General features: G+C 72.8%; 11 protein-coding genes. 4 read left to right on the top strand and 7 right to left on the bottom strand.

What is annotated here, in order from left to right; genetic code table 11:
* Window positions 1-30: 30 nt before the first annotated feature.
* Window positions 31-528 (top strand): hypothetical protein, encoded by a 498-nt coding sequence (locus HB370_RS05515; RefSeq protein WP_030783931.1) that lies wholly within the window; start codon window positions 31-33, stop codon window positions 526-528.
* 27 nt (window positions 529-555) lie between these two features.
* Here the strand turns inward: HB370_RS05515 and HB370_RS05510 are convergent, their stop codons facing one another.
* From HB370_RS05510 to HB370_RS05495, 4 genes are all read right to left on the bottom strand, one after another.
* Entirely contained in the window at window positions 556-2,544 is a 1,989-nt protein-coding gene (locus tag HB370_RS05510; protein ID WP_037701840.1) for a peptidoglycan recognition family protein, read from the bottom strand.
* A gap of 316 nt (window positions 2,545-2,860) precedes the next feature.
* Window positions 2,861-3,586, bottom strand: a complete 726-nt coding sequence (locus HB370_RS05505; protein ID WP_030783924.1) for a dienelactone hydrolase family protein — start codon at window positions 3,584-3,586, stop codon at window positions 2,861-2,863.
* A 184-nt stretch (window positions 3,587-3,770) separates the two neighbouring features.
* A complete protein-coding gene (locus HB370_RS05500; protein WP_030783921.1) occupies window positions 3,771-5,255 on the bottom strand; it encodes an alpha/beta hydrolase in 1,485 nt (494 codons plus the stop codon).
* Between the two features lie 475 nt (window positions 5,256-5,730).
* A complete protein-coding gene (locus HB370_RS05495) occupies window positions 5,731-6,879 on the bottom strand; it encodes an aminoglycoside phosphotransferase family protein (RefSeq protein ID WP_030783917.1) in 1,149 nt (382 codons plus the stop codon).
* Window positions 6,880-7,213: 334 nt separating this feature from the next.
* Between HB370_RS05495 and HB370_RS05490 the strand changes: the two genes are divergently transcribed.
* Window positions 7,214-8,710: a hypothetical protein gene (locus HB370_RS05490; protein WP_030783915.1), complete on the top strand. Its 1,497-nt coding sequence runs from the start codon at window positions 7,214-7,216 to the stop codon at window positions 8,708-8,710.
* Between the two features lie 39 nt (window positions 8,711-8,749).
* Here HB370_RS05490 and HB370_RS05485 read toward each other — a convergent pair whose 3' ends face one another.
* Window positions 8,750-10,159, bottom strand: a complete 1,410-nt coding sequence (locus HB370_RS05485; protein WP_030783913.1) for a SpoIIE family protein phosphatase — start codon at window positions 10,157-10,159, stop codon at window positions 8,750-8,752.
* 349 nt (window positions 10,160-10,508) lie between these two features.
* On the opposite strand from HB370_RS05485, the gene HB370_RS05480 reads away from it, so the two are divergent.
* On the top strand, window positions 10,509-10,922 hold the full coding sequence (locus HB370_RS05480; protein WP_030783910.1) for an SsgA family sporulation/cell division regulator: 414 nt from the start codon (window positions 10,509-10,511) through the stop codon (window positions 10,920-10,922).
* Between the two features lie 38 nt (window positions 10,923-10,960).
* Here the strand turns inward: HB370_RS05480 and HB370_RS05475 are convergent, their stop codons facing one another.
* Both HB370_RS05475 and HB370_RS05470 read right to left on the bottom strand, forming a co-directional pair.
* Window positions 10,961-11,986: a Gfo/Idh/MocA family oxidoreductase gene (locus HB370_RS05475; protein WP_030783909.1), complete on the bottom strand. Its 1,026-nt coding sequence runs from the start codon at window positions 11,984-11,986 to the stop codon at window positions 10,961-10,963.
* A 119-nt stretch (window positions 11,987-12,105) separates the two neighbouring features.
* Window positions 12,106-13,200 carry a hypothetical protein gene (locus HB370_RS05470; RefSeq protein ID WP_030783907.1) on the bottom strand — a complete coding sequence of 365 codons (1,095 nt, stop codon included), beginning with the start codon at window positions 13,198-13,200 and terminating at the stop codon, window positions 12,106-12,108.
* Between the two features lie 413 nt (window positions 13,201-13,613).
* Here HB370_RS05470 and asnB point away from each other — a divergent pair, with 413 nt between their 5' ends.
* A complete protein-coding gene (gene asnB / locus HB370_RS05465; protein WP_030783903.1) occupies window positions 13,614-15,455 on the top strand; it encodes an asparagine synthase (glutamine-hydrolyzing) in 1,842 nt (613 codons plus the stop codon).
* Window positions 15,456-15,472: the final 17 nt, after the last annotated feature.

The following is a 15,472-nucleotide window of genomic DNA, read 5'->3' as shown; positions in this document are numbered from 1 at the left end:
CGGCGGGGCACGGGCACGTACCATGGCCGCATGTCGTTCCTCCGCCGCCGCAGCGCGACCCCCGCCGGACCCGACTTCGACGTGCTGGCCATGGACCCGGGCGACTGGCCGGGCAATCTCGGCGCGGGCCTGCTGCCCGCCCCCGACGGCACCTGCCAGGGTGTCTTCCTGCGCTACGACCTGTTCGGCGGACGCGGCCCCGCCATGATCATCGGCAACCTCCCGGAGGGTTCCCCGGCCCGCGACGTCGCCGAGGGAGAGATCCCCTTCGAGGTGGGACAGCTGCTGCTGGCGCTGGAGAACGACGAGGAGGTCACCGTCGTCGGCACCGAGGACACCCCGGTGCTCCAGGGCGACAACCTCCTCATCGTGCGGCGGCTGAAGCTCTCCGAGAGCCGGATCTCCTGCGTCCAGTTCGACCGCAGCGACGGCGTGCTGGTGACCATCGCCGCCTGGGACCGGCCCATCACCGACGACCTGTACGCCCTGCTGAAGCCGCTCCCGGCGGAACTGTTCCAGCAGGGCTGAGACCTCACCTCCAGCAGGGCCGAGACCTCACCGGCCGGCCGCGGCACCGTCCTCGACCGTCACGTCCGCGGCCCGGACGAAGGCGACCCGGTGGCCGTACTGGATCTCGTAGTACCGGTCCTCGCCCACCACCACCCGGTGCGCGTCGGGGGTGAAGGTGACCGCGTAGTAGTACTCGCCCGGCATCTCGTCACCGACCACATAACGCTGCCCGGCCGGGATCGTGTAGGGCAGCGGCACCACCGACTGGGCGGGGACGCCCGCCGGATAGGCCGCCTTCTCCGGGTAGGCACGGCCGTACACGGGGACGCTCGCCAGGCCCGCGCGCGGGGTCGCCACCAGGCCCCTCGCGGGCACCGCCGTCCGCTGTCCGGCCGGGTTGCGGAACCAGGCCTTCTGCCCGAGGTACCAGATGGCCGTCCAGTCGCCCCAGCGGCCGGCCACCGCGTACTGCTGGCCGGTGGAGACCCGCGAGGACAGATCGTTCACCCCGTCGGTCGGGCCCGTCTTCAGCCCGATGTCCCTGACCAGCGGCGCGCTCTCGTCGTGGTCCGTGTACAGCCGCACCTCGCCCGAGCCGTGCGCCGGACACGGCTCGCCCTTGGCGGTGCAGCCGGTGTACACGGGCTGGTTCGCGTCGTAGTCCGGCAGCACCGTCAGCACGCCCGAGTGCGGGCCGGCCGTGCGCCCCAGCGGCCGGCCCAGCAGCCGGAAGTAGTGCCGCCAGTCCCAGTACGGGCCCGGGTCCGTGTGCATCCCGGGGATGGTGGAGGCGGTCGGCCCGGGCACGTTGTCGTGGCCCAGGATGTGCTGCCGGTCCAGCGGGATGTCGTACGTCCTGGCCAGGTACCGCACCAGCCGCGCCGAGGAACGGTACATCTCCTCCGTGTACCAGGCGTCCGGAGCGGCCAGGAAACCCTCGTGCTCGATGCCGATCGACCGGGCGTTGACATCCCAGTTGCCCGCGTGCCAGGCCACGTCCTTCGCCTTCACATGCTGGGCGATCAACCCATCGGTCGAGCGAATCGTGTAGTTCCACGACACATAGGTGGGGTCCTGGATCAGGTTCATGACCCCTTCCCAGGCGCCCTCCGTGTCATGGATGACGATGTACTTGATCTGCTGGGAGGCCGCGCGGTCGCCGAGGTCGTGGTTGCCGTAGTCGTTGTCCCCGAACTCCTCGTACGGCGCCGGGACCGAGGTGCACGAGACCGACCGGGGACACTCGGTGCCGTCCGCCGGAAGCGTGCGCAGGCCCGCCCGACGCAGCCACCCGGTGTCGGGGGCCGTCCCGGGCCGGGCGGCCAGGGTCACCCGCTGGCCGTCGTCCGTGACCCGCTCCTCGCCGGTGCGCAGCACCTCGTACACGTCGTCGGCGTACGCGGCGGCGGTCGCCGTGTCGTCGGCGCCGGAGAACCGGGCCACCGCGCCGTACCAGTCGGCCGGGTCGGCGCTCGCCGGCCCGCCCAGTTCCTTCTGCGCGGCGGCGAGCAGCGCGGCCCCGCCGGCCACGTTCGCCGCCGGGTCCGAGCGCAGCCGCGCGGCCGGGACACCGGTCAGCTCCGCGGCCCTCGGCAGCGTCCGCAGCCGGGCCGGCACCGCCGAGGGCACCGGAGCCCCGGCAGCGGGGCGTAAGCCCGCGGGGCGCGGTGCGCCGGGGCGCAGTGCGGCACGGGCGGTGTCGCCGCGGGGGTCCTCCGCGCCCCCGGCGAAGTGCTCCCCGGAGAAACGTTCCGGGGCGGACCGCGAGGCGGTGGCGAGCGCGGTACGCGCGTCGGTGAGGTGCATCGGACCGTAGCCGCCCGACACACTCGGCGCACCGCCGTGGCTGTCCCAGCGGGACTGGAGGTAGGAGACGGCCAGCAGCACGCTCTGCGGCACGTGGTAGTCGGCCGCCGCGGCGGCGAACGCCTGCTGCAGACGGCGCGCGGAGGAGTCCGGGACGGGATGGGCGGGGGCCGCGCCGAGCAGGGACAGCAGCAGGGCCGCGGAGGCGAGCGGGACGGCGGTCCGCAGCGGGCGTCCGGGGAGGGCCGGGGCCGGGGGAGCGGTGGCGTGTCTTCGCAAGGCGGCCTCCAGTGAAGGGCGGGGCGTGCGGCGCCGGGTGGATCAGTCGTACCGGTTCACCGACAACCCGTCAATGTCGCCGTCGGAAGGGCGATTCACCACGACGGCGGCGCCTGGATCTGCCGGCACGATGAGAGGCACCGGCTTCCGTACAGCGACATCGTCCATCACACCCAGGACGGCACCCCGTTGTGATCGCCTGACAGCCCATGAACGAACCCCCATCTGCGCAGCGGCGTCCGGCACGCACGCTCGCGGGTTGCGATCACTCCGTTATGGGCAGGCACTCGGCGAGCAGGTCGACGACGTCCCGCCAAGCTCGCTCCGCGTGCTGAGGGTGAAAACCGACCCCAGGACGCACGATGTGGTCGACCGGTGGGTGATGGAAGGCGTGCAAGGCACCGCCGTAGACGACGAGGCGCCAGTCGACGCCCGCAGCCTGCATCTCGGCGGTGAACGCGTCCCGTTGCGCGGGCGGCATGATCGGGTCTTCCGAACCGACCCCGGCCCACACCGGGCAGTGAATGCGCGCCGTCTCACCCGGCCGGCCCGTGGTCAGCCCGTTGACCGTGGCGATCGCGCGCAGGTCGACGCCGTCGCGCCCCAGTTCCAGCGCGATCGCGCCCCCGGTGCCGTAGCCTATGGCGGCGATCCGGTCCGGGTCGGTCCGCGGCTCGGCGCGGAGCACGTCGAGCGCCGCGTGGCCGATGCCCCGCATCCGGTCGGGGTCGGCGAGCAGCGGCATGCAACGGGCCAGCATCTCCTCGGGGTCGCCCAGATAGCGCCCGCCGTGGAGGTCGAAGGCCAGGGCCACGTATCCCAGCTCGGCGAGCGCGTCGGCCCGGCGGCGCTCGACGTCGCTGAGCCCCACCCCCTCGGGCCCGACCAGGACCGCGGGCCGGCGGTCGGCACCGGCCGGGAGCGCGAGGTGCCCGATCATCGTCAGGCCGTCGGCCGCGTATTCGATCGTGCGCGTTGTAACCGTCGTCATGAGCCTGGACTGTAGTGATCGCCGAGCCCGGCCGGGCCGCTCTTCTGCCGCCGGCAGAAGGCAGGTCTCCGACGTGGTCCGGAACCACCCGTCAGCGGTCGGCTCAGAGCCTGTACGAGCGGATCGTCGACCATGTCCAGCGGGGCTGATGCCCAGCACCCAGCGGATCCGGGCCGGCGAGTCGTCAGGACGGCACGGCGGGGCAGTGGGTGCCCCGAGCGGGGACTGCCAGGTCGGTGAGGTAGCTGTCCACGGCGTCCTCCATACACGGGCCGCTGGTCACGCTGCCGTGGCCGTGGCCCTCGTAGGTGAGGAGCACGCCGCTGCGGCCGAACTGCCGGGCCACCGAGACCGCCCACGGGTAGCCGGTGGCGGGGTCGTGCAGCGCGTTGGACACCAGGACCGGCGGGGCACCGTGTACGTCCAGGCGGTGCTGTGGGTTGGCGGTCGGCGCGCCCAGACACGCCGCCGCCATGTGGATCGGCAGCAGGTAAGGCAGGTCAGGCGCCGTCCTGTTCATCAGGGCGACCAGCGAGGCGTACTCCTCGTAGTCGCGCACCGGCAGGTGCCAGTCCGAGCAGAAGACCGGGGTGGCCGGGGGCAGCGGTGCTGTCGAGGTGGGCGATGCCGGGAGCGGCTCGCTCGCCTCCATCCCCGCGATCGCCGTGGCCAGGCCCGCGTGGTCGGCCTTGTAGAACTTCCGGAACGCGATCTTGTTGACCAGGTCCGAAGACGACAGCGGGGCGCCCGGTTTCGCAGGGTCGGCCAACTCGCCGCGCCCGGCCCGTGCCAACAGGCCCTGCCAGACGGCGCGGACGTCGCGGCCGTGCAGCGCGCAGTCCGCGGCACCGTCGCACCACTTCACGAACTCCCGGAAGGAATCCTCTGCCGCGGCCGCCTCGGACCGCAGGAAGTCACGGGTGGCCCGCACGCTGTGGTCCATGACGCTCTCCAGCACCATCGCGCGCACCCGGCGCGGGTAGGTCTCGGCGTACTGGGCGCCGAGCAGCGTGCCGTACGAGCTGCCATGGAAGGTCAGTTCGCGTTCGCCGAGGGCGGCCCGGAGGGCGTCCACGTCCCGGACCGTCTGGCTGGTGTCAAGGTGGTCGAAGACCGGGCCCGTACGTGCCCGGCAGTCGGCACGGAGCCGTCTGTTGTACGCCATGGTGGCGTCGAAGTCGGCCTGGCTCCTCAGTTCCGGTGACGGCCGCTCGGCCAGCAGGGCGCCGGAGCAGGTCACCGGGTTGCTGCCGCCCACGCCGCGCGGGTCGAAGCTGACGATGTCGAACCTGCGGCGGACCTCGGGGCTGAACCGGCTGATACGGCCCACCACCATCTCCACACCCGAGTCGCCCGGTCCGCCGGGGCCGAACACCATCGCGCCGACGCGTGCGCCGGGGTCGGTGGCCTTGCGGCGGGCCACGGCCAGGTCGAGCCTCGGCCCGCCCGGGTGCGTCCAGTCGACCGGCACCGAAAGAGTGGCGCACTCGGCTCCCGGCTTCTCCGGGGCATCGCACGGTGCCCACCGCAGGGCCCCTTCGGCAGACGGTGACGCGTGGACCGCGGGAGCGGCGGCGAGGCCGGTGAGGACGGCCGTGCCGGCTGCCACGACCATGGCCGTGCCTCGCGCGGCAATGCGCCACAGTGCGTTTCCGCCCCTTAACGGCATGGATCCTCCTCGTGAAGAGAGCAGGTGTGTCAGACGTACGGGCCCGGCCGGGGCACCGTCGTCACGTTAGATGCTCTGTCCACCACACGGAGCCGGTGTCAGGGGCTTCTCCGGGTCCGCTCCGGGATCGCTCAGGGGCGTTCGGGGCCCCAGGACGAAAAAGATCCGGGCCGGATCAGGGAAGGGACTCCGCGCCGTAGGACGGGCAGCCGGTGGCGGCCGATCACCCATGGCGCGGGCAGGCCGACGCGCTCGGCGGACCCGCTCCCCATGCCCAGCGCCACCCCAGCAGCTTCGTCCGCGGGGTCACCCCACCTCCAGGACGCTCTCGGACGCGCGGGAGGCTCAGCGCCCGTTTTCGTTCCGATGCACCTCGATCCCGTCACCGGCGCACACCACTTGCCGTCGCCAAGGCCCGTACGAAAGGTCGCGGTGCGCCGCCTCTGGGGGCGCACCGCGAGTTGGTCTTCCGTCGTCAGCGGGTGCCGACCGCCGCGCGCACCGCCCTGCGGGCCAGCTGGCAGTCGTCGTGCAACCGACGCAGCAGCAGTCGCTGTTGCTCGCCGGACGGCACGGCACCGGGCGGCGTCGTGCCGGGGGGCACCGGCGCCGACTCCTGCATCGAACGCTGCACCGCCGTCTCGTACGTGCGGATCTCACGGGTCAGCAGCAGCATCAGGTTCACCAGGAAGGCATCCCGGGAGGCAGGGCCCGCCGACTGGGCGAGCTGGCTGATGTGGCGCCGGGCCACAGGAGCGGAGTCCCCGAGGACCAGCCACAGCGTCGCCAGGTCGTACCCCGGCAGGTACCAGCCCGCGTGCTCCCAGTCCACCAGCACCGGACCGGCCGGGGACAGCAGGATGTTCGACAGCAGGGCGTCACCGTGACAGAACTGGAGCATGCCCTGCCGGCCCACCTCGTGGGCGATGCCGTGCAGCAGCTTCTGCAGGTCGCCGAGGTCCCGGTCGGTGAGCAGGCCCAGTTCGTGGTACCGGGAGATCCGGGCCGCGTAGTCCAGCGGCATGTCGAAGGTGCCCGCCGGGGGCCGCCAGGCGTTCACCCGGCAGATCGCGCCGAGCGCCGCCCGGATGTCCGCGCGCGGCGGTGCCTCCATCGGATGCCGCTGGAACGCCACCGGACGGCCCGGCAGCCGTTCGATCACCAGCGTGCAGTTGTCCGGGTCCGCCGCGATCAGCCTCGGCACCCGCACCGGCGGCCGGTGCCGGACGAACGAGCGGTATGCGGCTATTTCCTGACGGCTCCGCTCCACCCACGCCGGCGAGTGGTCCAGCAGACACTTGGCGACCGCCGTACCGCGCCCCGTCGTCCCGACCAGAAGGACCGACCGTCCGCCCTGCCGCAGCACCTGTACCGGGACGAACTCGGGGCAGATCCGCTGCACCGAGGCGAGTGCGGTCCGCAGCCGCGCGCCCTGCGGGCCGGACAGGTCCAGCCGTCCGCTGAGCGGCTGGGTCCCGGGCCGGCCGGGGACCCGCCGCGGCCGGCCCACCCCCGGTACCGGGACGCCGGGGCGCGCCACCGGGTCCAGGTACGGCCCGCCACCCGCAGGACGGGTGCGCAGCGGCCGGGCCGGGGCGGACACGGAGGACGATGCTGCGTACATGGGAAAGACAGATCCCTTCGTGTGCCTGCTGTGCCTGCCTGTACGTCCGCACTCCGAACCCGTGCTCGCGGGTGCGTGCCCCGTGAGCGTGGTTTCGGGAGCGTACGCCCACCCGACCCGGCCCTCCGGGCACACCCTGGGGAATGTGCCCGGCATGTGCGACCGGATGGCCGTCACCGTGAGGTGGCGGACCAGGTCGGGGTGGCGCGTTCCTACCTGACACCCGATGAGTGGTGGCACACCATCTGGCGCACCCTGGCGAACCGTGGCGAATAGTCGCCCGGCAACCCGCACCCGGTTAGTGTCAACTCAGCCGAGAACCTGGGGGCTTGACGTGAGCGGACGACCCAACACCCGCCTTGCGGACCTGTTCGGCCTGGCCGGCTGGTCGAAGGGCGAACTCGCGAGACTGGTCAACCGGCAGGCGGCGGCCATGGGCCACCCCCAGCTGGCGACCGACACCTCCCGGGTGCGGCGGTGGATCGACATGGGAGAGATCCCGCGCGATCCCGTGCCGCGGGTGCTGGCGGCCCTGTTCACCGAGCGTCTCGGCCGTGTCGTGACCATCGAGGACCTCGGTCTGGTACGGCAGGGGCGTGCGGGGAAACGGCAGGGCGACGGGATCGAGGAACACCCCGACGGCCTGCCCTGGCCGCCCGAGCGGACCGCCGCGGTCCTCACCGAATTCACGGGAATGGACCTCATGCTCAACCGACGCGGCTTGGTGGGCGCGGGTGCCGCGCTCGCCACGGGATCCACACTCAGCGGTGCCATGTACGAATGGCTGCACACCGATCCGGCCCTCAGGGCCGATGCCCCTGTTCTCGACGACCCTTTGCACGTCGACCCGGCCGGGTTCGACCGGTACGAGGCCGCTCCCGTCGGATCCCAGGAGATCGAGGCGCTGGAGCGCTCGGTCGAGGTGTTCCGGGCCTGGGACGCGGCCCGCGGCGGCGGCCTCCAGCGCAAGGCGGTGGTGGGCCAGCTCAACGAGGTGGGCGGCATGCTCGCCTACCACCATCCCGCCCACCTCCAGCGGCGCCTGTGGGGCGTCGCCGCCAACCTGGCCGTCCTCGCGGGCTGGATGTCGCACGACGTCGGTCTGGAGCCCACGGCGCAGAAGTACTTCGTGATCGCCGCCCACGCCGCCCGGGAGGGAGGTGACCGGCCGCGCGCGGGGGAGGCGCTGTCCCGGGCGGCCCGGCAGATGGTGCACCTCGGCCGCCCGGACGAGGCCCTGGACCTGATGAAGCTGGCCCAGTCCGGCGCCGGGGACCGCCTCCAGCCGCGTACGAAGGCGATGTTCCACACCATCGAGGCCTGGGCCCAGGCGGCGATGGGCAAGGGGCAGGCGATGCGCCGCACGCTCGGCCGGGCGGAGGACCTGTTCGTCAGCGACCGGCAGGACGCGGCGACACCGGACTGGATGCAGACCTTCAAGGACGAGGACCTGTACGGCATGCAGGCGCTCGCCTACCGCACCCTGGCGGAGTTCGACCCGAACGCGGCCGGGCCCGCCCAGCACTACGCGCAGAAGGCCCTCGCCCTGCGGGTGGACGGACGGGAGCGGTCGAAGATCTTCGACCATCTCTCCATGGCGTCGGCCTGCTTCATCGCCGACGATCCCGAACAGGCCGACCGCTACGCGCGGCTGGCCCTGATGGCGATGGGCTCCAACTCCTCGCGCCGCACCTGGGACCGGCTGCGGCAGATGTACCGGCTGACCGCGCAGTACTCCGGCTATCCCGGGATCCAGGAGCTGCGCGAGGAGATCAGAACCGCCCTGCCCAAGGAGCGGACCAAGAAGGACGGTGCCGGCGCGCAGGTGTAGGGGACCTGCGCGCCGCCCCGCCCGAGGGGCCGGTTGCCGTCATGGGGTGACCTTGGCGGCGAGCACGCACGCGTCGTCCTCGCGTCCGGGGCCGCCGAACTCCTCGACGACCGTGCGCACACAGTCCCGTGCGGTCTGCGCGGGGCCGAACCGGGGGGCGAGGCCGAGCAGCCGGTCCACGGTCGCCGTCCCGCCGTGTTCCGGCAGCAGTGCGCCGGTGTGCAGCAGGAGCAGATCGCCCGGGCGCAGGGTGACGGCGCACTCTTCGTAGCGGGTGCCCGAGGAGGCGCCGAGGGGGGTGCCGTCCGGCGCGTCCAGCGGGCGCCCGGTCCCGTCGCGGTACAGCAGCGGGGCGGGGTGTCCGGCGCGCGCCCACAGGAGGGTGCGGGTCGAGGGCAGGTAGCGGCAGCAGACGGCGCTGCCGAGGGCGGGCTGCGCGGCGGTGCCGAGCAACCGGTTCAGCAGGGTGAGCAGCCGGCCGGGCCGGGTGCCGGCCATCGCCATACCGCGTACGGCACCGAGCAGCATCGCCAGGCCGGAGGCGGCGGCCACGCCCTGCCCGGTGAGGCCGCCCACGGTGAGCTGGGTCTGGCCGTCGGCCAGTTCCAGCGCGTCGTGCCAGTCCGCGCCGATCAGGGTGGCGGTCGCGGCGGGGAGGCGGTGGGCGGCCAGGTCCAGGGCCGCCGGCCCCTGGTGCGGCAGCCGCAGGGAGCCGTGCCAGGGCGGCAGCACGGTTTCCTGCGACTCGTCCGCGACCGGGCGCTCGGTCTGCTCCCGCCGGCGGTGCCGGTGCAGCGAGTCACGAGTCTCGGACACCGTCCGCTGGCTGTGGCGCAGTTCGCTGACGTCGCGCAGCACGGCCCACATGGAGGTCGTGCCGCCGTCGGCGCCGAGCACGGGTTCGCCCATCATGTGCACGGTCCGTACGGTGCCGTCGGGCCGTACGACGCGGAACTCGCCGTCGATCGGTTTGGCGTCGACCAGGCAGGACGTCACCATCTCGGTGAGTTTCGGCCGGTCCTCGGGCAGGACCAGACCGGGCAGTTCGTCCAGGGTGAGGGCGGGGCCGGCCGGGTCGAGGCCGAGGATGCGGTACAGCTCCGCGGACCAGGTGGCCTGGTCCGTCAGCAGGTTCCACTCGGCGCTGCCGACGCGGGCGAGCAGCGAGCCGTCCGGGGCGGCGGGCGGCGGTGCGGGCCGGGCGGGTCCGGGCGGCGGGCCGTCCCGCAGCTGAGCCAAGTGCGCGTCGATGTCGTTCAGTTGGCGCAGGGCGAGGTCGTACAGGGCGCGCTGCCAGCGTTCCTCGGGATCCGCACCGTCGCCGCGGGTGTCACGCCGTACGGCGTCCACGTCGCCCTTGAGCCGCCGCGTCTGCCTTATCAGCGCCTCGACCGACCCACGGCCGGGCGGCTGGGCGGCGGGGCGGTCCGCGGAGACAGGGGACGACATGACGCACTCCGGAATGGGGGGACGGTACGGCGGGCGACGGCGGGGACCGTTACGACTCTCGCACAGCCCGCGACCGCCTGTAAGGGATTTGGCAACACACGTTACGGTGGTGCCTCAGGCATATGCCAGAGTCCTTCGGGAGGGATTCATGGGGACGAAAGGCGTACCCGCCGCGGTGCCCAAGTCGTAGGAATCGTACGTGTGTTGGGCGAGGCGAGCGGTCTGGGCCCGGCCTTCGGGCGGACGTTCGACACCGCCGTGTTCCAGGGGGCGGCGGAGCGGCCGGTACCCGCCGAACTCTGACCGGAATTGACGGCATGCGACCGGCCCTCACGGACTCCTTATGAGCATGGAGACCACCGTCGCACAGCTCGCCCACGCCCGTCTCGTCGCCGCCGGGGACCATGAGGTCCCGGTGCCCGCCACGCTGCGCTACACCGCCGACGACCCGCTCGCGGTGTACCTGGACTTCCCCGCCGAGGCCGCCCTGCACGGCGAGGAGGTCACCTGGACCTTCGCGCGCTCCCTGCTCGACGAGGGGCTCGGCGCCCCGGCCGGCCAGGGGGACGTGCGGATATGGCCCTACGGCCGCACCGGGACCGTCCTGGAACTCCACTCGCCGCACGGCATGGCCCTGCTGCTCTTCCCGGCCCCGGCGCTGCGCGGCTTCCTGCGGCGCACCTACGAGGTGGTGGCGGGCGGTGCGGAGGACGTGACGGGGGTGGTGGAACGCGGGCTGAGCGCGCTGTTCGGCGGCGTGTGAGCCGGCGCGGCCGGACCTCGGCCGCGCCGGTCGCCGCGTCAGCCGCCGGGCCGGGCGTACAGCGCCGGGCGGGGGGCCGCTTCGACGGTCACCCGGGCACCGGTCTCCAGGGACCGTACGCCCGCCTCGGCGACCACGGACGCCGCGTACCCGTCCCAGGCGCTCGGACCGGTGACCTCGCCGCGCCGGGTGGCGTCCACCCAGGCCTGCACCTCGCAGTCGTAGGCGTCGGCGAAGCGGACGAGATAGTCCCGCGCCACCTCCTCGCGGGCGCCGTCCCGGGTGGTGACCACCATGGTGTGCGCCTCGCCGATCCGCGCGCTGCCCGCCTCGCACACCGCCTCGCAGCGCACCTGGTAGCCGAAACCGCAGTTGACGAAGACCTCGACGTCCACCAGGGCACCCGACTCGGTCTCGAACAGCACGAACTGCGGATCGGACAGGCCCTCGGGCGCGCGCGAGGACGGCGTGGGCCGCAGCACGGTGACCGCCGTCAGCTCCTGTCCGAGCAGCCAGCGGGCCGCGTCGATCTCGTGCGACACCGAGCTGTTGATCAGCATGGCGCTGGTGAAGCCGTCGGGCGAGGAGACATTGCGGTGGGTGCAGTGCAGCATCAGGGGCCGGCCCAGACCGCCGCCGTCCAGCAGTGCCTTCAGCCGCCGGTACTCGGCGTCGTAGCGGCGCATGAAGCCGATCTGCGCCAGCCGGCGGCCTAGCGCGGCCTCGGCCTCCATGACCCGCAGGGCGCCGGTGGAGTCCGGCACCATGGGCTTCTCGCACAGCACCGGCAGCCGGCGGGCGAAGGCGGCGAGCAGGGCCTCCTCGTGCGCGGGACCCGGGGACGCGATCAGGACCGCCGCCACCCCGGGGGCGTCCAGAGCGGCCAGCGGGTCGGTGTGCACGGTGACCCCGGTCAGACCGGCCACCGCCGCCTCGGCCCGGGCGAGGTCGGGATCGGCGACGGCCACGACCCTGGCGCCGCTCACCACGCGAGCGAGGCGCCGTATGTGGTCCGCGCCCATGTGCCCGGCACCCAGTACGGCCACACCCAGCAACTCACCCATGCGCACGCTCCCTCACGCCGACGATCACGCCGTAGCGTACGCGGGGGCTGGGGCTGGTCAGCCGGCGGCAAGGGCGGGGAGCGGGGGAGCCGGAGCCGGAGGGCAGGGCGCCTCCCGGCTCAGTACCGCAGCACCCCGGCGATGCCGTCCGCGTCGCCCAGTGTGCCGTCGGGGACGAAGCGCACGTCGGCTCCGGTCTCCAGGCACCGCTCGACGATCTCGTCCACGATGTCGTCGCGGGCGTCCAGGTCGCCGGGCCGGGCCGGCTCCAGGTGGTCGCCGGTCTCGCGGACGGTCGTACGGTAGTTCTCCTCCACCGCGAGCAGCCGGACGCGGCCGTCCCGGGCGCTCTGCCACAGCTCGTCCACCCCGGCCGCGTAGGCCCGGCGCCCGCGCGCCGAGGTGAGCTCCCGCAGGACGGACGCGGCGTTCTTGCGGGACTCCTCCTCCAGGACCGGCCGGATGGCCTGCCACACCGCCTCCGGACCGGCGTGGGCGAGCCCGCCCCGCCCTATCGGCACGGCGTGGCGCGCGACGGTGCCGGCCTCCTCCATCAGGGACAGCGCCGCCTGCTCGCCGGTGATGTACAGCGGCCGGGGCGCCGCGCGCAGGACCCTGCTCATGGCGGTGTCCGCCTCGCGCAGGAACCGGCGCGTGTCCTCGTCGCGGAAGGTGCTCGGCTGGTCGCCGATCCGCATGAGCCGCTCGGCGTCGAAGTTCTCCCGGGCGCGCGTCAGCGGGAAGCCGCCCCAGTGCTCCTCCACGACGCGGCCTGCGCCGCCGTTCCACAGCGTGACGCGGTCGGCGGAGAGCGACAGCACCCAGAAGGGCCGCTCGGCGGCGTGGGCCGACACCAGGTTGCGGGTCAGGAAGGTGTCCGACAGCACCACCCGCTCGGGTACGGGCCGGGCCAGGGACCACACCTGGTGCTCGCCCGGCGCGGCGAAGATCACCAGGCCGTCCTCGGGGTGTGACAGGTCGACCTCGGACAGGGCCCGGTCGAGTTGCGCCTCGACATCCGCGCGGCGTTCACGGGTGACGGCGGGGTCGGACTCCAGTCGCCGGCGCGCCTCGGTCAGCGCGTTGCGCAGCCGGACCTGGTCCTGGCCGTCCCCGCGTTGCCGGCGGTGCGTCGGGGTCAGCACGGAGACCGCCGGATAGGGGCGCGGGCGGCGCAGTTCGGCGAGGGTCGCGGGACTCAGTGCGTGCTCCATGACAGCACGATAGGGCGGAATCGCCATTACGGCATTCGGGGTAATCGGGACCTTTGCGGCGGCCCTGTCCGTGCCCGCGCGTTCCCGCCGTGGACCCTTCCGGGTCTGCTCATCGGGTTTCTGATCGCGAAGACGTAACACGCCGTTTACTTGAGGAAGTTTTTGCCTGTGGCCGGTTCCTGTCGGTCGGTCCGCGAGAACACGCGGATCCGTCGATTTTGCTGAGGCAAAACGCGGCCGAAACCGTGGAGCCGGATACCCGTCCCGTGTTTCCGGCGCGTTGACTCCGCCGGACGTCTGACGGACGCTCGATATAGATGCTCGATACAACTGGTTTGCCCGGCCGGGCCCCGTTCCCCAGGAAAACGCAGGTGAGCGGGGGTCCGTCGGCGGCCGGAGGCAGGAGGTAGCGCATGTGCGGCATCACCGGATGGGTCTCCTTCGACCGTGATCTGACCACCGAGGCCGCCGCCTTGGACGCGATGACCGAGACGATGGCCTGCCGGGGCCCGGACGACCGCGGCACCTGGAGCGAGGGGCCCGCCGCCCTGGGGCACCGCCGGCTCGCCATCATCGACCTGCCCGGCGGCCGTCAGCCGATGTCCGTGCCCACTCCCGAGGGCACCGTGGCCATGGTCTACTCCGGCGAGGCGTACAACTTCACCGAACTGCGCCGGGAACTCACCGACCGTGGCCACCGCTTCACCACCGACTCCGACACCGAGGTGGTGCTGCACGGCTATCTGGAGTGGGGCGACGCGGTCGCCGAACGGCTCAACGGGATGTACGCGTTCGCCGTCTGGGACGGCCGGCACGACAAGCTGGTGATGATCCGCGACCGCATGGGCATCAAGCCCTTCTACTACTACCGGACCCCCGACGGCGTCCTGTTCGGCTCCGAGCCCAAGGCGATCCTCGCCAACCCGCTGGCCCGGGCCCGCGTCACCCTGGACGGCCTGCGTGAGCTGTTCGTCATGATCAAGACGCCGGGACACGCCGTCTGGGACGGCATGGCCGAGGTCGAACCCGGCACGGTCGTCACCGTCGACCGCTCCGGCCTGTCCACCCGCGTGTACTGGCGCCTGGAGACCCGCCCGCACACCGACGACCGTGACACCACGATCGCCACCGTGCGCTCGCTCCTCGACGACATCGTGCGCCGCCAGCTGGTCTCCGACGTGCCGCGCTGCACCCTGCTCTCCGGCGGACTCGACTCCTCGGCCATGACCGCGCTCGCCGCCCGGCAGCTCGCCGTCCACGGCGAGAAGGTGCGCAGCTTCGCCGTCGACTTCGCCGGACAGACCGACAACTTCGTGGCCGACGAGCTGCGCGGCACGCCCGACACGCCCTTCGTGCACGACGTGGCCCGGCTCGCCGCCACCGAGCACCAGGACATCGTGCTCGACTCCGACGCCCTCTCCGACCCCGCTGTGCGCGAGCGGGTGATCCGGGCCCGCGACCTGCCGTCCGGCCTCGGCGACATGGACAGTTCGCTGCTGCTGCTCTTCCGCGCGATCCGGGAGAAGTCCACGGTGGCCCTGTCCGGCGAGTCCGCCGACGAGGTCTTCGGCGGCTATCTGCAGTTCTTCGACGAGGAGGCGCGCCGCGCCGACACCTTCCCGTGGCTGGCCACCATGAACCGCCACTTCGGTGAGGACGCCGATGTGGTGCGTGACGACATAGCCAAGGCTCTGGACCTCGAAGGCTATGTGGCCGACGGTTACCGCTCGGCCGTCGCCGGCATCGACCGGCTGGACGGCGAGAGCGACTTCGAGTACCGCATGCGGCGGATGAGCCATCTGCACCTGACCCGCTTCGTACGCATGCTGCTCGACCGCAAGGACCGCATGAGCATGGCCGTCGGCCTGGAGGTCCGGGTGCCCTTCTGCGACCACCGGCTGGTCGAGTACGTCTACAACACGCCCTGGGCGCTGAAGTCCTTCGACGGCCGGGAGAAGAGCCTGCTGCGGGAGGCGACGGCGGATGTCCTGCCGAAGTCCGTGTACGACCGGGTCAAGAGTCCGTACCCGTCCACCCAGGACCCCGGGTACGCCCGCGCGCTCCAGAACCAGGTCAAGGAGCTGCTGGCCCGGCCCTCCCACCCCGTGTTCGACCTGCTCGACCGGGACCGGGTGCGGGCGGCCTCCGAACGCGACACACCGGTCAGCACCCAGGCCGCCCGACGCGGACTGGAACGCACCCTGGACCTGGCCGGGTGGCTGGACCTGTACTCGCCGGAGCTGGTGCTCGGCTGAGCCGGTGCTCGGTCCGG

The sequence above is a fragment of the Streptomyces sp. DSM 40868 genome, from assembly GCF_011820545.1.
GTDB classification, from domain to species: domain Bacteria; phylum Actinomycetota; class Actinomycetes; order Streptomycetales; family Streptomycetaceae; genus Streptomyces; species Streptomyces eurythermus.
This window is presented reverse-complemented; position numbering and strand designations above follow the sequence as displayed.